The organism is Microcoleus vaginatus FACHB-2002 (genome assembly GCF_040004035.1).
In the GTDB taxonomy this organism is placed as follows: domain Bacteria; phylum Cyanobacteriota; class Cyanobacteriia; order Cyanobacteriales; family Microcoleaceae; genus Microcoleus; species Microcoleus vaginatus_C.
This window is the reverse complement of the sequence record NZ_JAMPLN010000001.1, coordinates 56,237-71,140: the sequence shown is the minus strand read 5'-3', so window position 1 is coordinate 71,140 and position 14,904 is coordinate 56,237. Positions and strand designations below refer to the sequence as shown.

Annotated in this window: 13 protein-coding genes, 1 tRNA gene and 1 pseudogene; 10 read left to right on the top strand and 5 right to left on the bottom strand. The window is 45.1% G+C overall.

The features are described from left to right. Positions 1-58: 58 nt before the first annotated feature. A complete protein-coding gene (locus tag NDI35_RS00310) occupies positions 59-478 on the bottom strand; it encodes a hypothetical protein (protein WP_445310985.1) in 420 nt (139 codons plus the stop codon). A 65-nt stretch (positions 479-543) separates the two neighbouring features. On the opposite strand from NDI35_RS00310, the gene NDI35_RS00305 reads away from it, so the two are divergent. From NDI35_RS00305 to NDI35_RS00295, 3 genes are all read left to right on the top strand, one after another. Beyond that, the gene (locus NDI35_RS00305; protein WP_445310984.1) at positions 544-858 is read left to right on the top strand and encodes a XisH family protein; all 315 of its coding nucleotides are present in this window, start codon (positions 544-546) and stop codon (positions 856-858) included. Positions 859-947: 89 nt separating this feature from the next. Then, the gene (locus NDI35_RS00300) at positions 948-1,277 is read left to right on the top strand and encodes a XisI protein (protein ID WP_445310983.1); all 330 of its coding nucleotides are present in this window, start codon (positions 948-950) and stop codon (positions 1,275-1,277) included. Then, complete coding sequence (locus NDI35_RS00295) at positions 1,270-1,563, top strand: type II toxin-antitoxin system Phd/YefM family antitoxin (RefSeq protein WP_445310982.1); 294 nt, start codon at positions 1,270-1,272, stop codon at positions 1,561-1,563. Before NDI35_RS00300 ends, NDI35_RS00295 begins: the two co-directional genes overlap by 8 nt. A gap of 88 nt (positions 1,564-1,651) precedes the next feature. Here the strand turns inward: NDI35_RS00295 and NDI35_RS00290 are convergent, their stop codons facing one another. Both NDI35_RS00290 and NDI35_RS00285 read right to left on the bottom strand, forming a co-directional pair. Continuing rightward, positions 1,652-3,361: an Eco57I restriction-modification methylase domain-containing protein gene (locus NDI35_RS00290; RefSeq protein ID WP_445310981.1), complete on the bottom strand. Its 1,710-nt coding sequence runs from the start codon at positions 3,359-3,361 to the stop codon at positions 1,652-1,654. Between the two features lie 33 nt (positions 3,362-3,394). Continuing rightward, positions 3,395-5,035, bottom strand: coding sequence for a DNA methyltransferase (locus NDI35_RS00285; RefSeq protein WP_445310980.1), 1,641 nt, complete (start codon positions 5,033-5,035; stop codon positions 3,395-3,397). Positions 5,036-5,396: 361 nt separating this feature from the next. Here NDI35_RS00285 and NDI35_RS00280 point away from each other — a divergent pair, with 361 nt between their 5' ends. From NDI35_RS00280 to gcvT, 3 genes are all read left to right on the top strand, one after another. Then, positions 5,397-5,600, top strand: a complete 204-nt coding sequence (locus tag NDI35_RS00280; protein ID WP_333079270.1) for a hypothetical protein — start codon at positions 5,397-5,399, stop codon at positions 5,598-5,600. 153 nt (positions 5,601-5,753) lie between these two features. Beyond that, positions 5,754-5,826, top strand: a tRNA-Ala gene (locus tag NDI35_RS00275). Between the two features lie 193 nt (positions 5,827-6,019). After that, complete coding sequence (gene gcvT / locus NDI35_RS00270; RefSeq protein ID WP_445310979.1) at positions 6,020-7,171, top strand: glycine cleavage system aminomethyltransferase GcvT; 1,152 nt, start codon at positions 6,020-6,022, stop codon at positions 7,169-7,171. Positions 7,172-7,282: 111 nt separating this feature from the next. On the opposite strand, the gene NDI35_RS00265 is transcribed toward gcvT, so the two are convergent. Next, positions 7,283-8,116, bottom strand: coding sequence for an alpha/beta hydrolase (locus NDI35_RS00265; RefSeq protein ID WP_445310978.1), 834 nt, complete (start codon positions 8,114-8,116; stop codon positions 7,283-7,285). Between the two features lie 59 nt (positions 8,117-8,175). Here NDI35_RS00265 and gcvH point away from each other — a divergent pair, with 59 nt between their 5' ends. The 4 genes and pseudogenes from gcvH to NDI35_RS00245 form a co-directional block, all read left to right on the top strand. Continuing rightward, positions 8,176-8,565: a glycine cleavage system protein GcvH gene (gene gcvH / locus NDI35_RS00260; RefSeq protein WP_333067642.1), complete on the top strand. Its 390-nt coding sequence runs from the start codon at positions 8,176-8,178 to the stop codon at positions 8,563-8,565. Positions 8,566-8,859: 294 nt separating this feature from the next. Then, on the top strand, positions 8,860-11,811 hold the full coding sequence (gene gcvP, locus NDI35_RS00255; protein WP_445310977.1) for an aminomethyl-transferring glycine dehydrogenase: 2,952 nt from the start codon (positions 8,860-8,862) through the stop codon (positions 11,809-11,811). Between the two features lie 164 nt (positions 11,812-11,975). After that, on the top strand, positions 11,976-13,664 hold the full coding sequence (locus NDI35_RS00250) for a glycoside hydrolase family 44 protein (protein WP_445310976.1): 1,689 nt from the start codon (positions 11,976-11,978) through the stop codon (positions 13,662-13,664). A gap of 196 nt (positions 13,665-13,860) precedes the next feature. After that, positions 13,861-13,959, top strand: a pseudogene (locus tag NDI35_RS00245) (radical SAM protein); the annotation flags it as partial. A gap of 11 nt (positions 13,960-13,970) precedes the next feature. Here NDI35_RS00245 and NDI35_RS00240 read toward each other — a convergent pair. Further along, positions 13,971-14,843, bottom strand: a complete 873-nt coding sequence (locus NDI35_RS00240) for an MBL fold metallo-hydrolase (protein ID WP_445310975.1) — start codon at positions 14,841-14,843, stop codon at positions 13,971-13,973. Positions 14,844-14,904: the final 61 nt, after the last annotated feature.

Genomic DNA, 14,904 nt, shown 5'->3' with positions numbered 1-14,904 from the left:
GCTGGTTAAATAGATGAGGGGCGACGCGAGTTGCCCCTTTTTTTTTAATCTACTTAAGTTACACTAGGGTGTAATCTTTAACTGCCTCGCTCTGAAGGAATTCTTGATAAGCCGATTCATCTCCAAAAGAGTCGATCGAAACCTGAGCTTTTGGCATTGGTATCAGCGGAGTTTCGGCGGGGACATATTTGCAGTATCCAACTACAATCGCCTCAAACTCGTTATTAGGTATTGCTGTTGGGTACTCTTCCACCCTCACCACTTCCCAGTCTCCAGTGCGGTAGTGGGTGCTAGAACCGGAACCGTCAGCGCTGTGAAACTCCAGCAATCTGTACCCCGGTGCGGGGATAGGTGCGTTGGATGAGTCAAAATACTCTGCAAGGATATCAGTGTATGCCCCTGTGTGGGCTAATAACCTATTATCTGCCCCCTCTTCTTCAGTCCATTCGGCACGAAAAATCATGTATTTTCTACCCATTGGTCAATCCTCCTCGGTTTCTTCTATTGGTTATACTAAAATTAGTGCAAAATTAAAGTTTATTCATGGCAGCTAAAGATAAATTCCACAATGTAGTTAAAATAGCTATAGAAAAAGATGGTTGGACGATTACAGACGATCCTCTATTCATCCGGGCTGAAGATGTTGATTTTTATATAGATTTAGGGGCGGAAAAAGTTTTAGCAGCCGAAAAAGCTGGTCAAAAGATAGCAGTAGAGATAAAATCGTTTCTAGGAGCATCAGAAGTAAATGAGTTTCACTCAGCTCTCGGTCAATTTCTCAATTACCGTTCAGCTTTAAGATTGACGCAGCCAGAACGGGTGTTGTATTTGGCAGTAGCGATAGATATTTACGAGTAATTTTTTAATCGCCGATTTATTCAAAGAGTAATTGCAGAACATCAACTAAGATTTTTAATTTTTAATGTAGAGCGGGAGGAGATTGTATTGTGGACAAATTAAATTATCGCGAATTGGTGCAGAAAATTCTTAAAACTCGCACTGAAAATTATTCGCCGAGGGATACAGAAACTCATTTAATATTTGACCAAGAGCGCGATCGCTATCAAGTTTTGCATATCGGTTGGCAAGATATGACGCGGGTATTTGGCTGTATCATCTACATCGAAATCAAAGATGGCAAAATTTGGATTGAGCGCGATGGAACAGAAATCGGAGTGGCTAATGAATTAGTAGAAGCCGGAGTTCCCAAGACAGATATTGTTTTGGCATTTTACGCTCCCTACAGACGGCAATATACCGAGTTTGCTGTTGGCTAAACGTGACATTGGCGATCGATCGATCTCCCAATTCCTGCCCGTTTTGCCTAACATAGACATAACCCAGAAAATAACCTCTGTTATGCAAAGTTACACTCTCGCAGAAGCCTGCAATCCACAGGGGACAGTCTTTAACCAAGCTGCTGTCGAGCCAGTTTTACTCACTGATAAATCGCAGCCCAGTCACGTAATTATGTCCGCTGATGCCTATCAGCGCTTGATAGAGCGACTGATAGAATTAGAAGATATGCTTTTAGGCGATTCTGCAAAATCCGCCCTGAGTTAGTCTCAAATGGTGGGTGCCCAAACCTTTGTAGAAACACTAAAACAACTGGGAAAAGGCAAAACTTGATGGTTTACAAACAGTTATTCTATCAAATCTGTCGGGCGATCGGCATTCGCGGAGGTGCTGTTTTCCACATCAAATCTATTTCCTCCGGTGTCAATCCATAAGCTAGATTAACTAAGTCGGATAAACGGTGTTCGAGTCTCAACGCCTCAGCTTTGCGAGATTGAATGGCCGGTGCATATTCATTATAAGTTTCGCGGACTGCTTTTAGTCCAGCAACGCCGAGAGGATCGGAGGATTTAGTTTTCGGCATTCGCTTTCTGATTTCTGCTACGAATTCTGCAAAGGAAAGGGCAGAAAAATCTTCGAGTTTTTGTCCGAGTTTATCAATTAAATAAGTGATTTCCAGCCATTGCAAGACATCTCGGTGAGTTTCTTGATTAGTTTTGGCAATTTCAATTAAACGGCTGACAATTAGTTCGACTTCGGCACGAATTGAGTCAGTGGGTGGTGCGATCGGTAAAGTTTCAAATAAATATCCCATTGGGCTAATGGCCCCTGACAGCATTTGAGTAAAAACTCGATGGCTGTACCACCAAATTAGCGGTGAATTGAGCCAACCTAGCAGACATAAATCGCTGTTAGCCAGAATGAATGTTTTATCATTTCCATAAGCACTAGAATTATCCCATGCGTATTGTGGCAAAGTTTGAATAACCTGATAAATAATTTTGGGGTTTTCAAAAGTCCTGTAGTAAGCACAGCTACGCAGTTCCCACCAGTAACGCCCTTTGTCGGAACGCTTAGACAGTTTTTCTTGCATCGGCTTCATATACTTATATACCGATGGAAATGTTTGTGCAAATACTTCCTCTGCTTTATCGTTTGCTTTACTCCACGGCCATACACTATCGCTGCTAGATTTCAGCAAAATAATCCAAAGATTTGCCCACTCTGGACTCCAGCGTTTAATATCTTGACCTCGTAAATAAGGCTTGATAATTTCAGCGGATTTAGGGTCTGCTTGAACGAGACTATTTTTAGTAGCTTCCTCAATCAAAAAAGCTTCGTTAAATTCTGTTTTTATGCCATATAAAGGCTTAACGCCTGCAAAATCTTTGAGCGGAACTCCCACTTGTTTAATTTTTTGCATTAACTCATCAACAGCAGGAGGTTCCAGACTCCAAGCAGTCGCAGTGAAACGCGATCGCGAAATTTGATAACCGTGTTGTTGAACGTATTGTGTAAGGTTGATATTAGCAAGTTCCTCGCGCGGAACCGGACAAACAATCACAGGCGAGTTAGGTTCAGATTTACCTTGCTCAATCTCGCTTTCAGTTTCAGAGATACATAGAGAAGCGTTAGGTTTTCTGACTGCGACAATACAGGGAAAAGTATCAGCATCCTCAAAAATTGGCGCGTGTCCGAAATCAATAATTTGCTCTAATAAACCTTGACTGGCAAAGAACTTGCGTAGAGGTTCGCCGTATCCAGACCTCAGCCATTTATTTGTGACAATATACGAAAGCACTCCCCCCGGTTTGAGAATCTTTAACCCGAGTTCATAAAAGTAAGTATAAAGGTCTGCTACGCCGTTATATGATTCATAATTTGCTTGCAAGTATGGTTTAATTGGAGATAGCAACTCCTGTCGCACGTAAGGCGGATTGCCAAGGACAACATCAAAACCGCCATCAGCAAAAATCTGGGGAAATTCAGCTTGCCAATCAAACGCTGTATCTGCTACATTACTGTCAGCGACGATCGAGTTTCCCGCTTTAATATTATCATCCAAATAAGTCAGCGTTTTACCCGGTTCCGCTGTCTTCTACCACAGGGAAAGTTTGGTAATTTCCGCCGATTCCGGCAACAAATCTACGCCGTACAGGTTGTTGCTTAAAATGCTTCTGTCAAATTCAAGGGAGTTGCCGTCTTTTGGCTTACATCCCAAAGCATTCAATTCTCGATCGACTCTTTCGTACTGCTGCATCAAATAATCAAAAGCCGCAATCAAAAAAGCTCCCGAACCGCACGCCGGATCGATGACCCGCGTTTTTTGCAGCACCTCGTCTCGATACGCTTTCCAAAACTTAATTGCAGTTTTCTTTTGTGGCTGAACCGACACTTCAACAACTTCGCCCATTAGGAATAAATCGCGCAATTCTTGCTCTCGACGCTGCAAATAGCCGCCGAGAGAAACCTCGACAATATATTGAGTAATAAAAGCTGGCGTGTAAAACACACCTTGAGTTTTCCGCTTGCCTTTTTTCTGATTGTATTCCTGTCCGGCAGTTTCAGCATTTAATTCTTCCAAATCTGTAACAGACTGCTCGAAGATATGCCCCCAAATATCGACGGAAACTTCAGTATCAAAATCAAATCGCGTCAAATTCTTAAGCTGAGTGCATAAGGGATTTGGCACAGTCAATTGTGCGTCTAAAACCGGATCGAATTTAAATAAACCGCCGTTGTATCCCGGTACAGGAGGGTCATCATTTCCCACATCAACCCAGCGAAATACAGATTGATAATTTTCCCAAATTAATCTAGGATTGTATTGGTCTTTGTGGTCGTGAGCGGTGCTGAGCGTGTTTCGCGGCAGCAACCCTTTATCTTCACAAAAAGCAATGAATAAAACGCGGTCTAAAGTTTTTTGAGCTTTTTCGATGAGTACGCGATCGCGGTTGGGGATCTCCTGCGGCCCAGTAAAGCGAAAATGCTTGACGAGAGCGAGTCGAATTGCTTTGTACTCTTGATATAATTTATTGGTAATTTCTTCTTGAGCTTCCTCAGAGTCTTTTAACAGTCTGTCAATAACAGAAACTGTTTGATCTTGGTTTTTAGGCAAAAAATTGCGGCGACACAGCAGAAAGTAAAACCGCTTAAAAGCTGCAATATCCGCCAAGTCAGCCAGAAAAAATTTTTCGTAATAAGCGGGAGTTTTATTGGTATGATCAAGTCGCAACTCTCGATAATTCGAGACAATAATCCAGCGACAATCTGGTGTATAATTAGCGTAGCGCCAACCTTGGTCAACTGCTGATTCCGATCGCCCGGATGCGGGACGGTCTAAATCATTTTTCGCTCCCTTGAGTTCGATCGGAGCAATCACTTTACCTTGCAGGGACACGGCTTTGCCTTTAGGATTGCCAGCAGCAGTAAAAAAGCCGATCGCCCCGTCAGCAGAACCGCCGCCATCAGATATCGTTTGTTCCGCGTTAATTTCCCAAGCTTTCCCCGCACCTTGAATTACCGAGCAATATCCCAAAATATCCTGAAAAATATCATTAATAAAACTGCCGTGCAGCGAAACTTCTTTAACTTCGTCTAACGTACCCGTTTTAAGTGCAGCAATCCACGTTCCCAATTTTTGGTGGCGCACTTCCATATCTTGCGGAAAGCTAAAAGCACGCAAAGCAGTGTTGAGTGTTTTGCTGTGAAAAAGGGCGCGAGTAGAGCGATTTGTCATCTTTTCAAGCAGGTTAATAAAGTTAATTTTACAGCATCCAAGTGCAACAGCGGCTCAGACCTTCTGCTATCAAATCAGTTATACTCAAAGGTCGATCGCACCCTGACCCCTCAAAAAAGCGTCTAAAGCTCAGCTATCGGGTTCTTAATCGCTCGCTCAAGAGTCAAAAACGCCACCTCTAAAGCTGAGCTAGCTCTCATTTACTTTGCATATTGTAATTATCACCAAAAGCTATCATTTTTTCTCAGTAGCTTTCCGCTGCTCCCTCCGCGTTTTACAGCAAAAGTTAAATACGCCTGAGCTTATCTGCACGGAGCGAAAAGTTTTGTTACAATAGGTGAGCTGTTACAAATCGTAACTTATGCTGATTTCTATTTTAATAATTGACGTTGCCCTCGTTGCCTGGTCTTTGCACTTGATGCAAGAGGCGATCGCGCAACGGGAATTTTCACTAATGCTAGCAGGTGCTCTAGTTGCGGTCTCAGCCGCCGCCCTGCTAGTCGTCTACTTTCTCATGGGGTCTTGTTTGAGCCATTTAACCGAAATATCCCAACATACTTACTAGATCATAGTAGGGGATTGACCCTTGTCCAGAAGCGAGGAGAGTTTTGTGGAAAAAAAGCCGAAAGCCTTGCCAGCCGCAGGCTCAAAACTAATTTCCCCAAAAAGCTTGACAAGTATTGGTCAGTTAAGGCATGATTGAGAGCGCGAAAAGAAAGGGGAATTAGCTCAGTTGGTAGAGCACTACAATGGCATTGTAGGGGTCAGCGGTTCGAGCCCGCTATTCTCCATAAACATTACAGTAGGGAAACGGCACTGCCGTATCCTAATTTGTACCTAAACAGTACCACCGCGTGCTTAAATTCGATCGCGACTTGTACCTAAACAGCATTGGCGTGTCATTAAATTCGATCGGGCTACACACCGCGAAAACCAATTTTCCCGTAAAATCAAAACAGTCTACCCGCAACCAAAGCGCTACCTGTGGCAAAGTCAACTGAATCCAGCAATCCAGAGAGTCCGAGCCAACTTGCCCGCACGCCTCTGTACGACCTATCATTAGAACTCAAAGGCCGAATGGTGCCCTTTTCCGGGTGGGAGATGGCAGTACAGTACGCAGGCATCAGCAGCGAACACCAAGCAGTACGCCAACAAGCAGGAATGTTCGACATTTCCCACATGGGAAAATTTGGTTTGAGAGGGAAACAAGTAATAGAAAAATTTCAACCCTTAGTACCCTCAGACTTGAGCCGCTTGCAACCCGGTCAAGCTCAATATACAGTCTTGCTAAATGCCAAAGGCTGCATCTTAGACGACATTATTTTCTACTGCCAAGAACCAGACCCTATCACTAGCGAAGAACGTGCAGTAATCATTGTCAACGCCGCCACTCGCATCGCCGACAAAGCATGGATCACCACTCACTTAGAATTGAGCGAACTGAGTTTTACAGACCTCTCCGAAGATAAAGTTTTAATTGCCATTCAAGGGCCGGAAGCCGTTAACTATCTCCAGCCTTTTGTGGAAGACAGCCTCGCACCAATTAAGGCATTCGGCCACTTAGAAACAAATCTTTTGGGACAGCCAAGTTTTATCGCCAGAACAGGTTACACCGGCGAAGATGGGTTTGAAATCATGGTGGATGCCGAAGTAGGAAAAGAACTGTGGCAAAAATTGTTAGCTGCTGGCGTTGTACCCTGCGGTTTGGGTGCGAGAGATACCTTGCGTTTAGAAGCAGCAATGGCTCTTTACGGTCAAGATATAGACGACAATATCACGCCTTTAGAGGCTGGATTGGGTTGGGTAGTTCACCTCGACACCAAAGGCGATTTTATTGGGCGGGAGGTTTTGGAACAGCAGAAAGCGAGTGGAGTATCGAAGCGGTTGGTAGGGTTAGAAATGCAGGGGCGGCACATTGCACGCCACGGCTATCCGGTAATATTTGAAGGCGAAACAGTAGGAGAAGTTACTAGCGGTACATTATCGCCTACTTTGAATCGTGCGGTAGCCCTCGCATTTGTTCCCGCAAAATTAGCGAAAATCGGTCAGCAATTAGAAATCGAAATTCGCGGTAAAAACTATCCGGCTAGTGTGGTGAAAAAACCATTTTATCGATCGCCAAACCGACCTAGTTAACTTAAGTAGGTAAGCCTTAATTCAGGGGCGTTGCTCATAGCAACGGTTCACAATAAAGTGTAAGTGTATGTGTTGTTGTGGAACGGGCTTCTAGCCCGTTGCTCATATTGGTCAAGAAGATTCATCTACTAGCTTAGCAAATTTTCGCAAAGTTGCAGCATAGCGATCGCCCGCCACATCCATCAAATCATTATGACCGGCCCCATCAACCCAAAAATTCAATTTCGGCTGCTTCGCCGCTGCAAACAACTGCTCTCCATGCCAAAAATGAACCACCTCATCAGCCTTACCATGAATCACCAAAACAGGCGATCGAACTTTGCCAATCTTATCAATATTCACAAACTTATCAAAGGGTAAAATCGGAATCCGCGTCAACACCCGAAAAGCCGAAACAAAGGAACTTTCAATCACCAAACCGCCGACTTTTTCCCGTGAAGCCAAATCAATTGCCGGCCCAGCGCCCACAGAACGCCCATAAAGAATAATTTGCTCTGCAGGTACTCCCAACTGTTGGGTTAAATAATTGTAAACAGCATCAATATCACGATAAGTATTATACTCAGAAGGATTTCCCTGACTCGTGCCGTAACCTTGATAATCATAGGCAAACACAGCAAACCCACTATCTCGAATCTCTCTGAGTAGCCACAAAATGCCGTCCAAGTCTTCCGCATTTCCGTGACTGTAAAGTATGGTATATTTAGCTTGCGGGTTAGGAAAATGAACAGCAGAAATTTTCACGCCATTAGCTGAGCTAACTTTGATAAATTCTCTGCTATCACTCTGGCTAGATGGCGGAGGTTGAAAAATTAGCCGTTCTGAAAAAAAGAAACCGTAAAAACAAAGAAATACGTAAATAAAAATTATAGAGCGCATCAGTCTTTTGACAGAAAATTCTCCAAAAAGCAAGCGTTTAATATTTTTTTTGTTCCACTTAGTCATTATTAAAGGCTCATAGTTGAATAAGATTTAACTAATACTTTTTTATTGCGAGAAAAGACATGGCACTAACATACCCCGATGACCTGAAATACCTAGACACTCACGAATACATCCGACTCGAAGGCGAAATTGCCACCATCGGCATTAGTGCCTTTGCAGTTGACCAACTCGGCGATATTGTGTTTCTAGATTTGCCCGAAGTCGGTGCAGGGTTGGAAAAGGGCGAAGCTTTCGGTACAGTCGAGTCAGTCAAAGCGGTTGAAGACTTGAAAGCACCAGTTACCGGTATCGTCGTAGAACGCAATGATGACATTGTAGAGTCTCCCGAAAATTTGGCCGAAGACCCCTACAGGGACGGGTGGCTGCTGAAAGTGCGCGTAGACAACACCAGCGAAGTCGATGACGCTTTATCCGCCGAGAAGTATCGCCAAATGGTCGAAGGGGAATAGGGAATAGGGCATAGGGCATGGGGCCCGTTGATAATTCCACAATCCGCCAGGGGTTGAAACCCACGGGGCTTGTAGCACAAGTCGTCTTTTGACGACTGAAATACTAACCAGTTGCGCGGGGAGTGGCGATAAGTGCGCCTTAATCTACAGTCGTCTTCAGACGACTTTAGCTATGAGACAGGGGTTGAAACCCCTGTCGGACTGTCGCACTTTGATAGACGCAGAAAATCTTCCTGGTTTTCTTAGCAAAATGTTACAAACAAAGAAGCACAAGTCTATTCAGGAGAATCCGCCTTGGTACTCTACAGCCCTCAACTTGAACCCAGTCAGCAGCAAAACCTTTCCTCCATCAATGGTTTTGCGGGGCGGCACATTGGTCCGACACGCAGCGAAATCCAGCAAATGCTCAATGTTTTGGGCATTTCCAGCCTCGATGAGTTGATTGACAAAACGGTTCCAGCGGCGATTCGCATTTCTGCACCCCTACAACTTCCCGCAGCGCAAAGCGAGTACAGCGCTTTGGCAGAATTGAAAGAAATTGCGGCAAAAAATCAGGTATTTCGATCGTACATCGGCACTGGATATCACGACTGCATCACACCCCCGGTCATTCAGCGGAATATCCTAGAAAATCCCGGCTGGTATACAGCTTACACTCCCTACCAAGCTGAAATTGCTCAAGGGCGATTGGAAGCTTTACTGAACTTCCAAACCATGATAATTGACCTCACGGGTTTGGAAATTGCCAACGCTTCTTTGCTGGATGAAGGGACAGCGGCGGCGGAAGCGATGGCGGTGAGTTACGGCGCCAGCAAAAAGGGGGCAAAAGCGTTTTTTGTTTCCCAAGATTGCCACCCTCAAACTATTGAAGTGGTGCAAACTCGCGCTAAGCCGCTGGGAATTGAGGTAATTGTCGGCGACCATCAAAGCTTTGAGTTCGATCGTACAATCTTCGGCGCTCTCCTGCAATACCCCGCCACAGACGGCGCAATTTACGACTATACCGATTTTATTCGATCGGCACACGAAGTGGGCGCATTAGTCACAGTGGCCGCCGACATTTTGAGCCTTTGCTTGCTCACACCCCCCGGCGAATTCGGCGCGGATATAGCCGTAGGAAGCACTCAGCGCTTCGGAGTGCCGATGGGATTCGGAGGGCCCCACGCCGCCTATTTCGCCACGCGAGAAGAGTTTAAACGGCAAGTTCCGGGGCGAATTGTCGGCGTTTCTAAAGATGCTAACGGCAAATCTGCTTTGCGCTTGGCCTTGCAAACTCGCGAACAGCACATCCGCCGCGAAAAAGCTACTAGCAATATTTGTACTGCTCAAGTTTTGCTGGCAGTGATGGCAAGTATGTATGCTGTTTATCACGGCCCGTCTGGACTGAAAGACATTGCTGAGAAAGTATGGAGTTTAACGGCACTTTTGGCATCCGGTTTAAGAAGTTTCGGATACACAATTGGTTCTCCACATTTCTTCGATACTTTGCGGGTAGAATTGGGAGATAAACCGCTGTCAGAAATTCTAGAAGCTGCTAAAGTTCGCAAAATTAATCTCCGAATTTTCGATAATTCGACAGTGGGAATCACGTTAGATGAAACTGTCAGCGTTGAAGATGTACAAGAGTTGTGGAAAATTTTTGCACAGGATAAAGATTATATCAGGGCGGACGGGCAGAATGCTCTCAACATTCCGCTGGATGCAGACGCATTGAGTTTATATCTGACATTGCCAGATTTTTGCGATCGCACCAGCAGCTATCTCGCCCATCCAGTTTTCAACAGCTACCATTCAGAAACTGAACTTTTGCGCTATTTGCACCGTTTAGAAGCCAAGGATTTATCGCTGAACACATCGATGATTCCATTGGGTTCTTGCACAATGAAATTGAATGCAACAGCAGAGATGATGCCGGTGACTTGGGCGGAATTTGGCAAGATACATCCCTTTGCACCCCGCGATCAAACTCGCGGCTATCAAATGATGTTCGTGCAACTAGAACAGTGGCTGGCAGAAATCACAGGTTTTGCGGGAATTTCTTTGCAGCCTAACGCTGGTTCCCAAGGCGAATACGCGGGTTTGTTAGTTATTCGCCAATACCACGAACACCGAGGCGAATCTCACCGAAATATCTGTTTGATTCCCCAGTCAGCCCACGGTACAAATCCGGCTAGCGCGGTGATGGCGGGGATGAAAGTAGTTGCTGTCGAGTGCGATTCTCAGGGCAATATTGATGTTGCCGATTTACATAAAAAAGCAGAGAAACACAAAAATGAACTGGCGGCTTTGATGGTGACATATCCATCAACGCACGGCGTTTTTGAGGAAGAAATTAAAGAGATTTGCGATATTGTCCACAACTGTGGCGGACAAGTTTATATGGACGGCGCAAATATGAATGCTCAAGTTGGTTTGTGCCGCCCCGGTGATTTTGGTGCTGATGTTTGTCACTTGAATTTGCACAAAACTTTCTGTATTCCCCACGGCGGCGGCGGGCCGGGAATGGGGCCGATTGGGGTAATGTCTCATTTGGTGGAATTTTTGCCCAGTCATTCTATTCTTAACAGTCAACAGTCAACAGTCAACAGTCAACAAACATCAGTTGGTGCTGTTTCCGCAGCGCCTTGGGGAAGTGCTAGCATTTTGCCTATTTCTTGGATGTACATTCGGATGATGGGAGGAGTGGGTTTAACTGAGGCAACAAAAGTAGCAATTCTTAATGCTAATTACATGGCAAAACGCTTAGAATCTTATTATCCGGTTTTGTACAAAGGGAAAGCGGGTTTAGTGGCGCATGAGTGTATTCTGGATTTGCGATCGCTCAAAAAGTCTGCGGCTATTGAAGTTGAAGATATCGCTAAACGTTTGATGGATTACGGCTATCACGCGCCGACGGTTTCTTGGCCGGTCGCTGGTACGGTGATGGTGGAACCGACAGAAAGCGAATCGAAGCAGGAATTAGACCGTTTTTGCGATGCAATGATTGCAATTAGATCTGAAATTGCGGAGATTGAAAACGGTAATGTTGACGCGCAAAATAACGTCTTGAAAAATGCGCCGCACACCGCAGAATCTCTGATGGTTGATGAGTGGAATCGTCCTTATACTCGCGCGCAAGCGGCTTATCCGGCACCTTGGACTCGCGAACATAAGTTTTGGCCGGCGGTGGGTCGGATAGATAATGCGTTTGGCGATCGCAATTTTGTCTGTTCTTGTTTACCAATGGAGGCTTACAGTCAAGGTTAAATAAGTCTCTCCGGGGCAATGGGCACCTTACACATATACTCTTGTGGGGTGCTTCTAGCCAGCCCAAAAAATAAAATTTAAATGTATAACAGCTTATCAAGCTAGATAAACGCGCCGAAAACAATGTAATACAAGAATCCAAACATCCCCAGGTAAAATAAAAAATGAATAAACGATTTTTGTGGTTGGCTCCCGAAAATAAATCGCGTTGGATTATCCTATTATTGTTAGGTTTTTTGGCTGCTTTGGGGGTAGTGGCAACAACAGCTTACATCAAAATGGCGATCGCCCAAACTATCGGCCCGGCTTTGTCTGTTGATGTGACAACGGATAGACATCCCATCAGTCCCGACATCTACGGTATGAATGATTATGCGATCGATCCCACACTCGCGCAAGAGTTACGAATTCCAGTGGAACGCTGGGGGGCTAATCACACCAGTCGCTACAATTGGCTTGTCGATTCTTCCAACAGAGGCGATGACTTCTTTTTCATAGGTGGCGGTGACAATAAAAAGCCTGTTCCCGGCGATTCTATAGATAAAATTGTCCAAACCAACCGCCAAAACGGCAGCAAAAGCATCGTTACAATTCCAATGATTGGCTATGTAAATAAATTTAGCACTTGGAACTGCGGGTTTAGAGTATCCAAATACGGCCCGCAAGAAAAAACAAATTCCTACATTTTTCCAGAAGGAGATAAGTGCGGTAACGGTAAGCGTCCCGACGGTACTTTGATAACTGATAATAATCGCCTTGATGTCAGTATTATTAGCGACCCAGCTTTTCAACAAGCTTGGGTTAAACACTTAGTTAAAACCCACGGTACTGCTGCTAACGGCGGTGTGCAAATTTATCAAATGGACAACGAACCAAGTGGCTGGGGAAACACTCACCGCGATGTTCATCCAGAAGCAACGAGTTACGAGGAATTGCGCGATCGCACTTATCAATATGCGTCAATGGTAAAAGCTACCGAGCCCACGGCTAAGGTACTTGGGCCGTCGGATTTTGCCTGGCCTGTATATGTGGATTCTCTCGTAAAAGGCGATCGCGAAAAACACGGCGGTGTCTGGTTTGCGCGCTGGTACTTGCAACAAATGCGCGCTTATGAAAAGCAAAAAGGTGTTCGGATTCTCGACTATTTCGACGAACACTACTATCCTGCGGCGGACGATATCTGTTTGGCCAATTGTCCCGCCGGCGATGCCAAAACCCAAGCGCTGCGACTGCGATCGACTCGTTCTCTCTGGGATGCTACCTATACTGATGAAAGTTGGATAGGAAAATACAATCCACCCTTAACAATTATTCCCCGGTTTCGAGAGTGGGTTAAACAGGATTATCCCGGTACAAAAATTGCCATTACTGAATACAATTGGGGCGGTTTGGAGTCGATGAACGGCGCCTTAGCCCAAGCCGACGTACTGGGGATTTTTGGGCGAGAACAACTCGATTTAGCGACGCTGTGGGGGCCTCCGAAGTCTTCGGAACCGGGGGCTTATGCTTTCCGAATGTACATGAATTACGATGGAAAAGGCGGTAAGTATGGCGATACTTGGGTGCGATCACTTAGCCAAGATCAGGGACTTTTGTCAATCTACGGAGCAGATCGCAGCAGTGATGGTACTCTGACGCTGGTAATTATTAATAAAACCAACAAAAATTTGACCAGCAACTTGAGTTTGACAGGATTTAAACCGGGGGGGAAAGCTGAATTTTACACTTACAGCGAGGCGAATTTGCAGGCGATCGTCCGTCAGAGCGATTTAGTTGTCAGTGATACTGGATTCCAGGCAACTTACCCCGCTAATTCTATGACTTTGGTGGCTATTCCCAAGGCTAATTCTTAGTGCGACTTAACTTATCTAAATTCCGGTAGCATCTGAATAGTAAAATCCAGTCAACAGTGAACAATTCCCGATGGTGCAACCGGAATTCATCTGTGTTGATCTGACCTCATCTGCGGTCAAAAAAAGAGAATGTATTAACCGCAGATGACAAGGGATTGACGCAGATTCACGCAGAGGTCGAGAATAGAGATAGGAATGGGCGAGCGATCGGATGGAGATTCACATTCTCAAAGATGGCAGTCGGATTTTCACCGGCTACCGGGGTCAAATGAATCTGGCTGAGTCGGAGTTATGAACCCGATCGCATTAAGCATTGAGCATCCAAGCAACACACTTTTGCATTTGATTGCTCATTGTTTGTCGATCGGCATTATACCTGCGGCCGTGTCCCGGCAACACCCATTCAAACGAGTAATTAGCTAAATGCTGCATAGATTTGATTTGTTCCGGCCAAGAATACCAACAGGCTTGGCGAAAGCCAACTAGCTGCTGCAAACTTTCCGACCAAGCAAGATGATCGCCGGTGAACAAAAACTTGTTATTGTAAAGCAAAACTGTGTGACCTTTCGTGTGGCCGGGAACAGGTATAATCAACAAGTCATCTGCTATTTGATGCGGTTCTCTGCCTGACAATTGAATTTCTACACTGCGAGTACCCGTGTTAATTTCGTCAGCATGGAGAATGCGCTCGCACCCAAAATGATCGTGGTATTGTTGATGATCGGCCACATCGTCGCGGTGAGTCAAGTACAGATAGCGAATGCCGCCCATTGCCTCTATATTTTTAACTAGCGGCGGCACAAAACGGGGAGAATCAACTAAAATGTTTCCTTCAGGGCGGACAATTAAATAGCTGGCTGCGGCGTAGGATTTCTCAGAGTGGTAGCCGCAGTGATAGACATTTTCTGCTACGAGTGCGGGAAACAGTTGCTGGGCTTGTTTGATGCTTTTGGGTTTTTCTACAGTGCCGATCGAACTTGTGGGACAAGACAAAAGAGCCGCGAGCGATCGTATTTCTTCAGTTTCATTAGTTGGCTGGTGGTAAACTGCAGACTGTTCTCCCGCTTGACCAAATACTTCAGGTGCCATCCACCGACAAGTATCACAGTCAATGCAGGTATTGTCTACATAAAAGTTACCATTAATATTTTCAGTACGCCTCCGATTAATGTTAGCCATTGTTCTACCTCTTAATAACCCATATAAATTATGGTAACTTACTATAATGAGTACCCCCACA

Coding starts and splice junctions, on each gene's coding strand:
- NDI35_RS00310 (WP_445310985.1), bottom strand. CDS start 478: ATGGGTAGAAAATACATGATTTTTCGTGCCGAATGGACTGAAGAAGAG.
- NDI35_RS00285 (WP_445310980.1), bottom strand. CDS start 5,035: ATGACAAATCGCTCTACTCGCGCCCTTTTTCACAGCAAAACACTCAAC.
- NDI35_RS00305 (WP_445310984.1), top strand. CDS start 544: ATGGCAGCTAAAGATAAATTCCACAATGTAGTTAAAATAGCTATAGAA.
- NDI35_RS00240 (WP_445310975.1), bottom strand. CDS start 14,843: ATGGCTAACATTAATCGGAGGCGTACTGAAAATATTAATGGTAACTTT.
- gcvH (WP_333067642.1), top strand. CDS start 8,176: ATGGCACTAACATACCCCGATGACCTGAAATACCTAGACACTCACGAA.
- NDI35_RS00250 (WP_445310976.1), top strand. CDS start 11,976: ATGAATAAACGATTTTTGTGGTTGGCTCCCGAAAATAAATCGCGTTGG.
- NDI35_RS00280 (WP_333079270.1), top strand. CDS start 5,397: ATGCTGATTTCTATTTTAATAATTGACGTTGCCCTCGTTGCCTGGTCT.
- NDI35_RS00265 (WP_445310978.1), bottom strand. CDS start 8,116: ATGACTAAGTGGAACAAAAAAAATATTAAACGCTTGCTTTTTGGAGAA.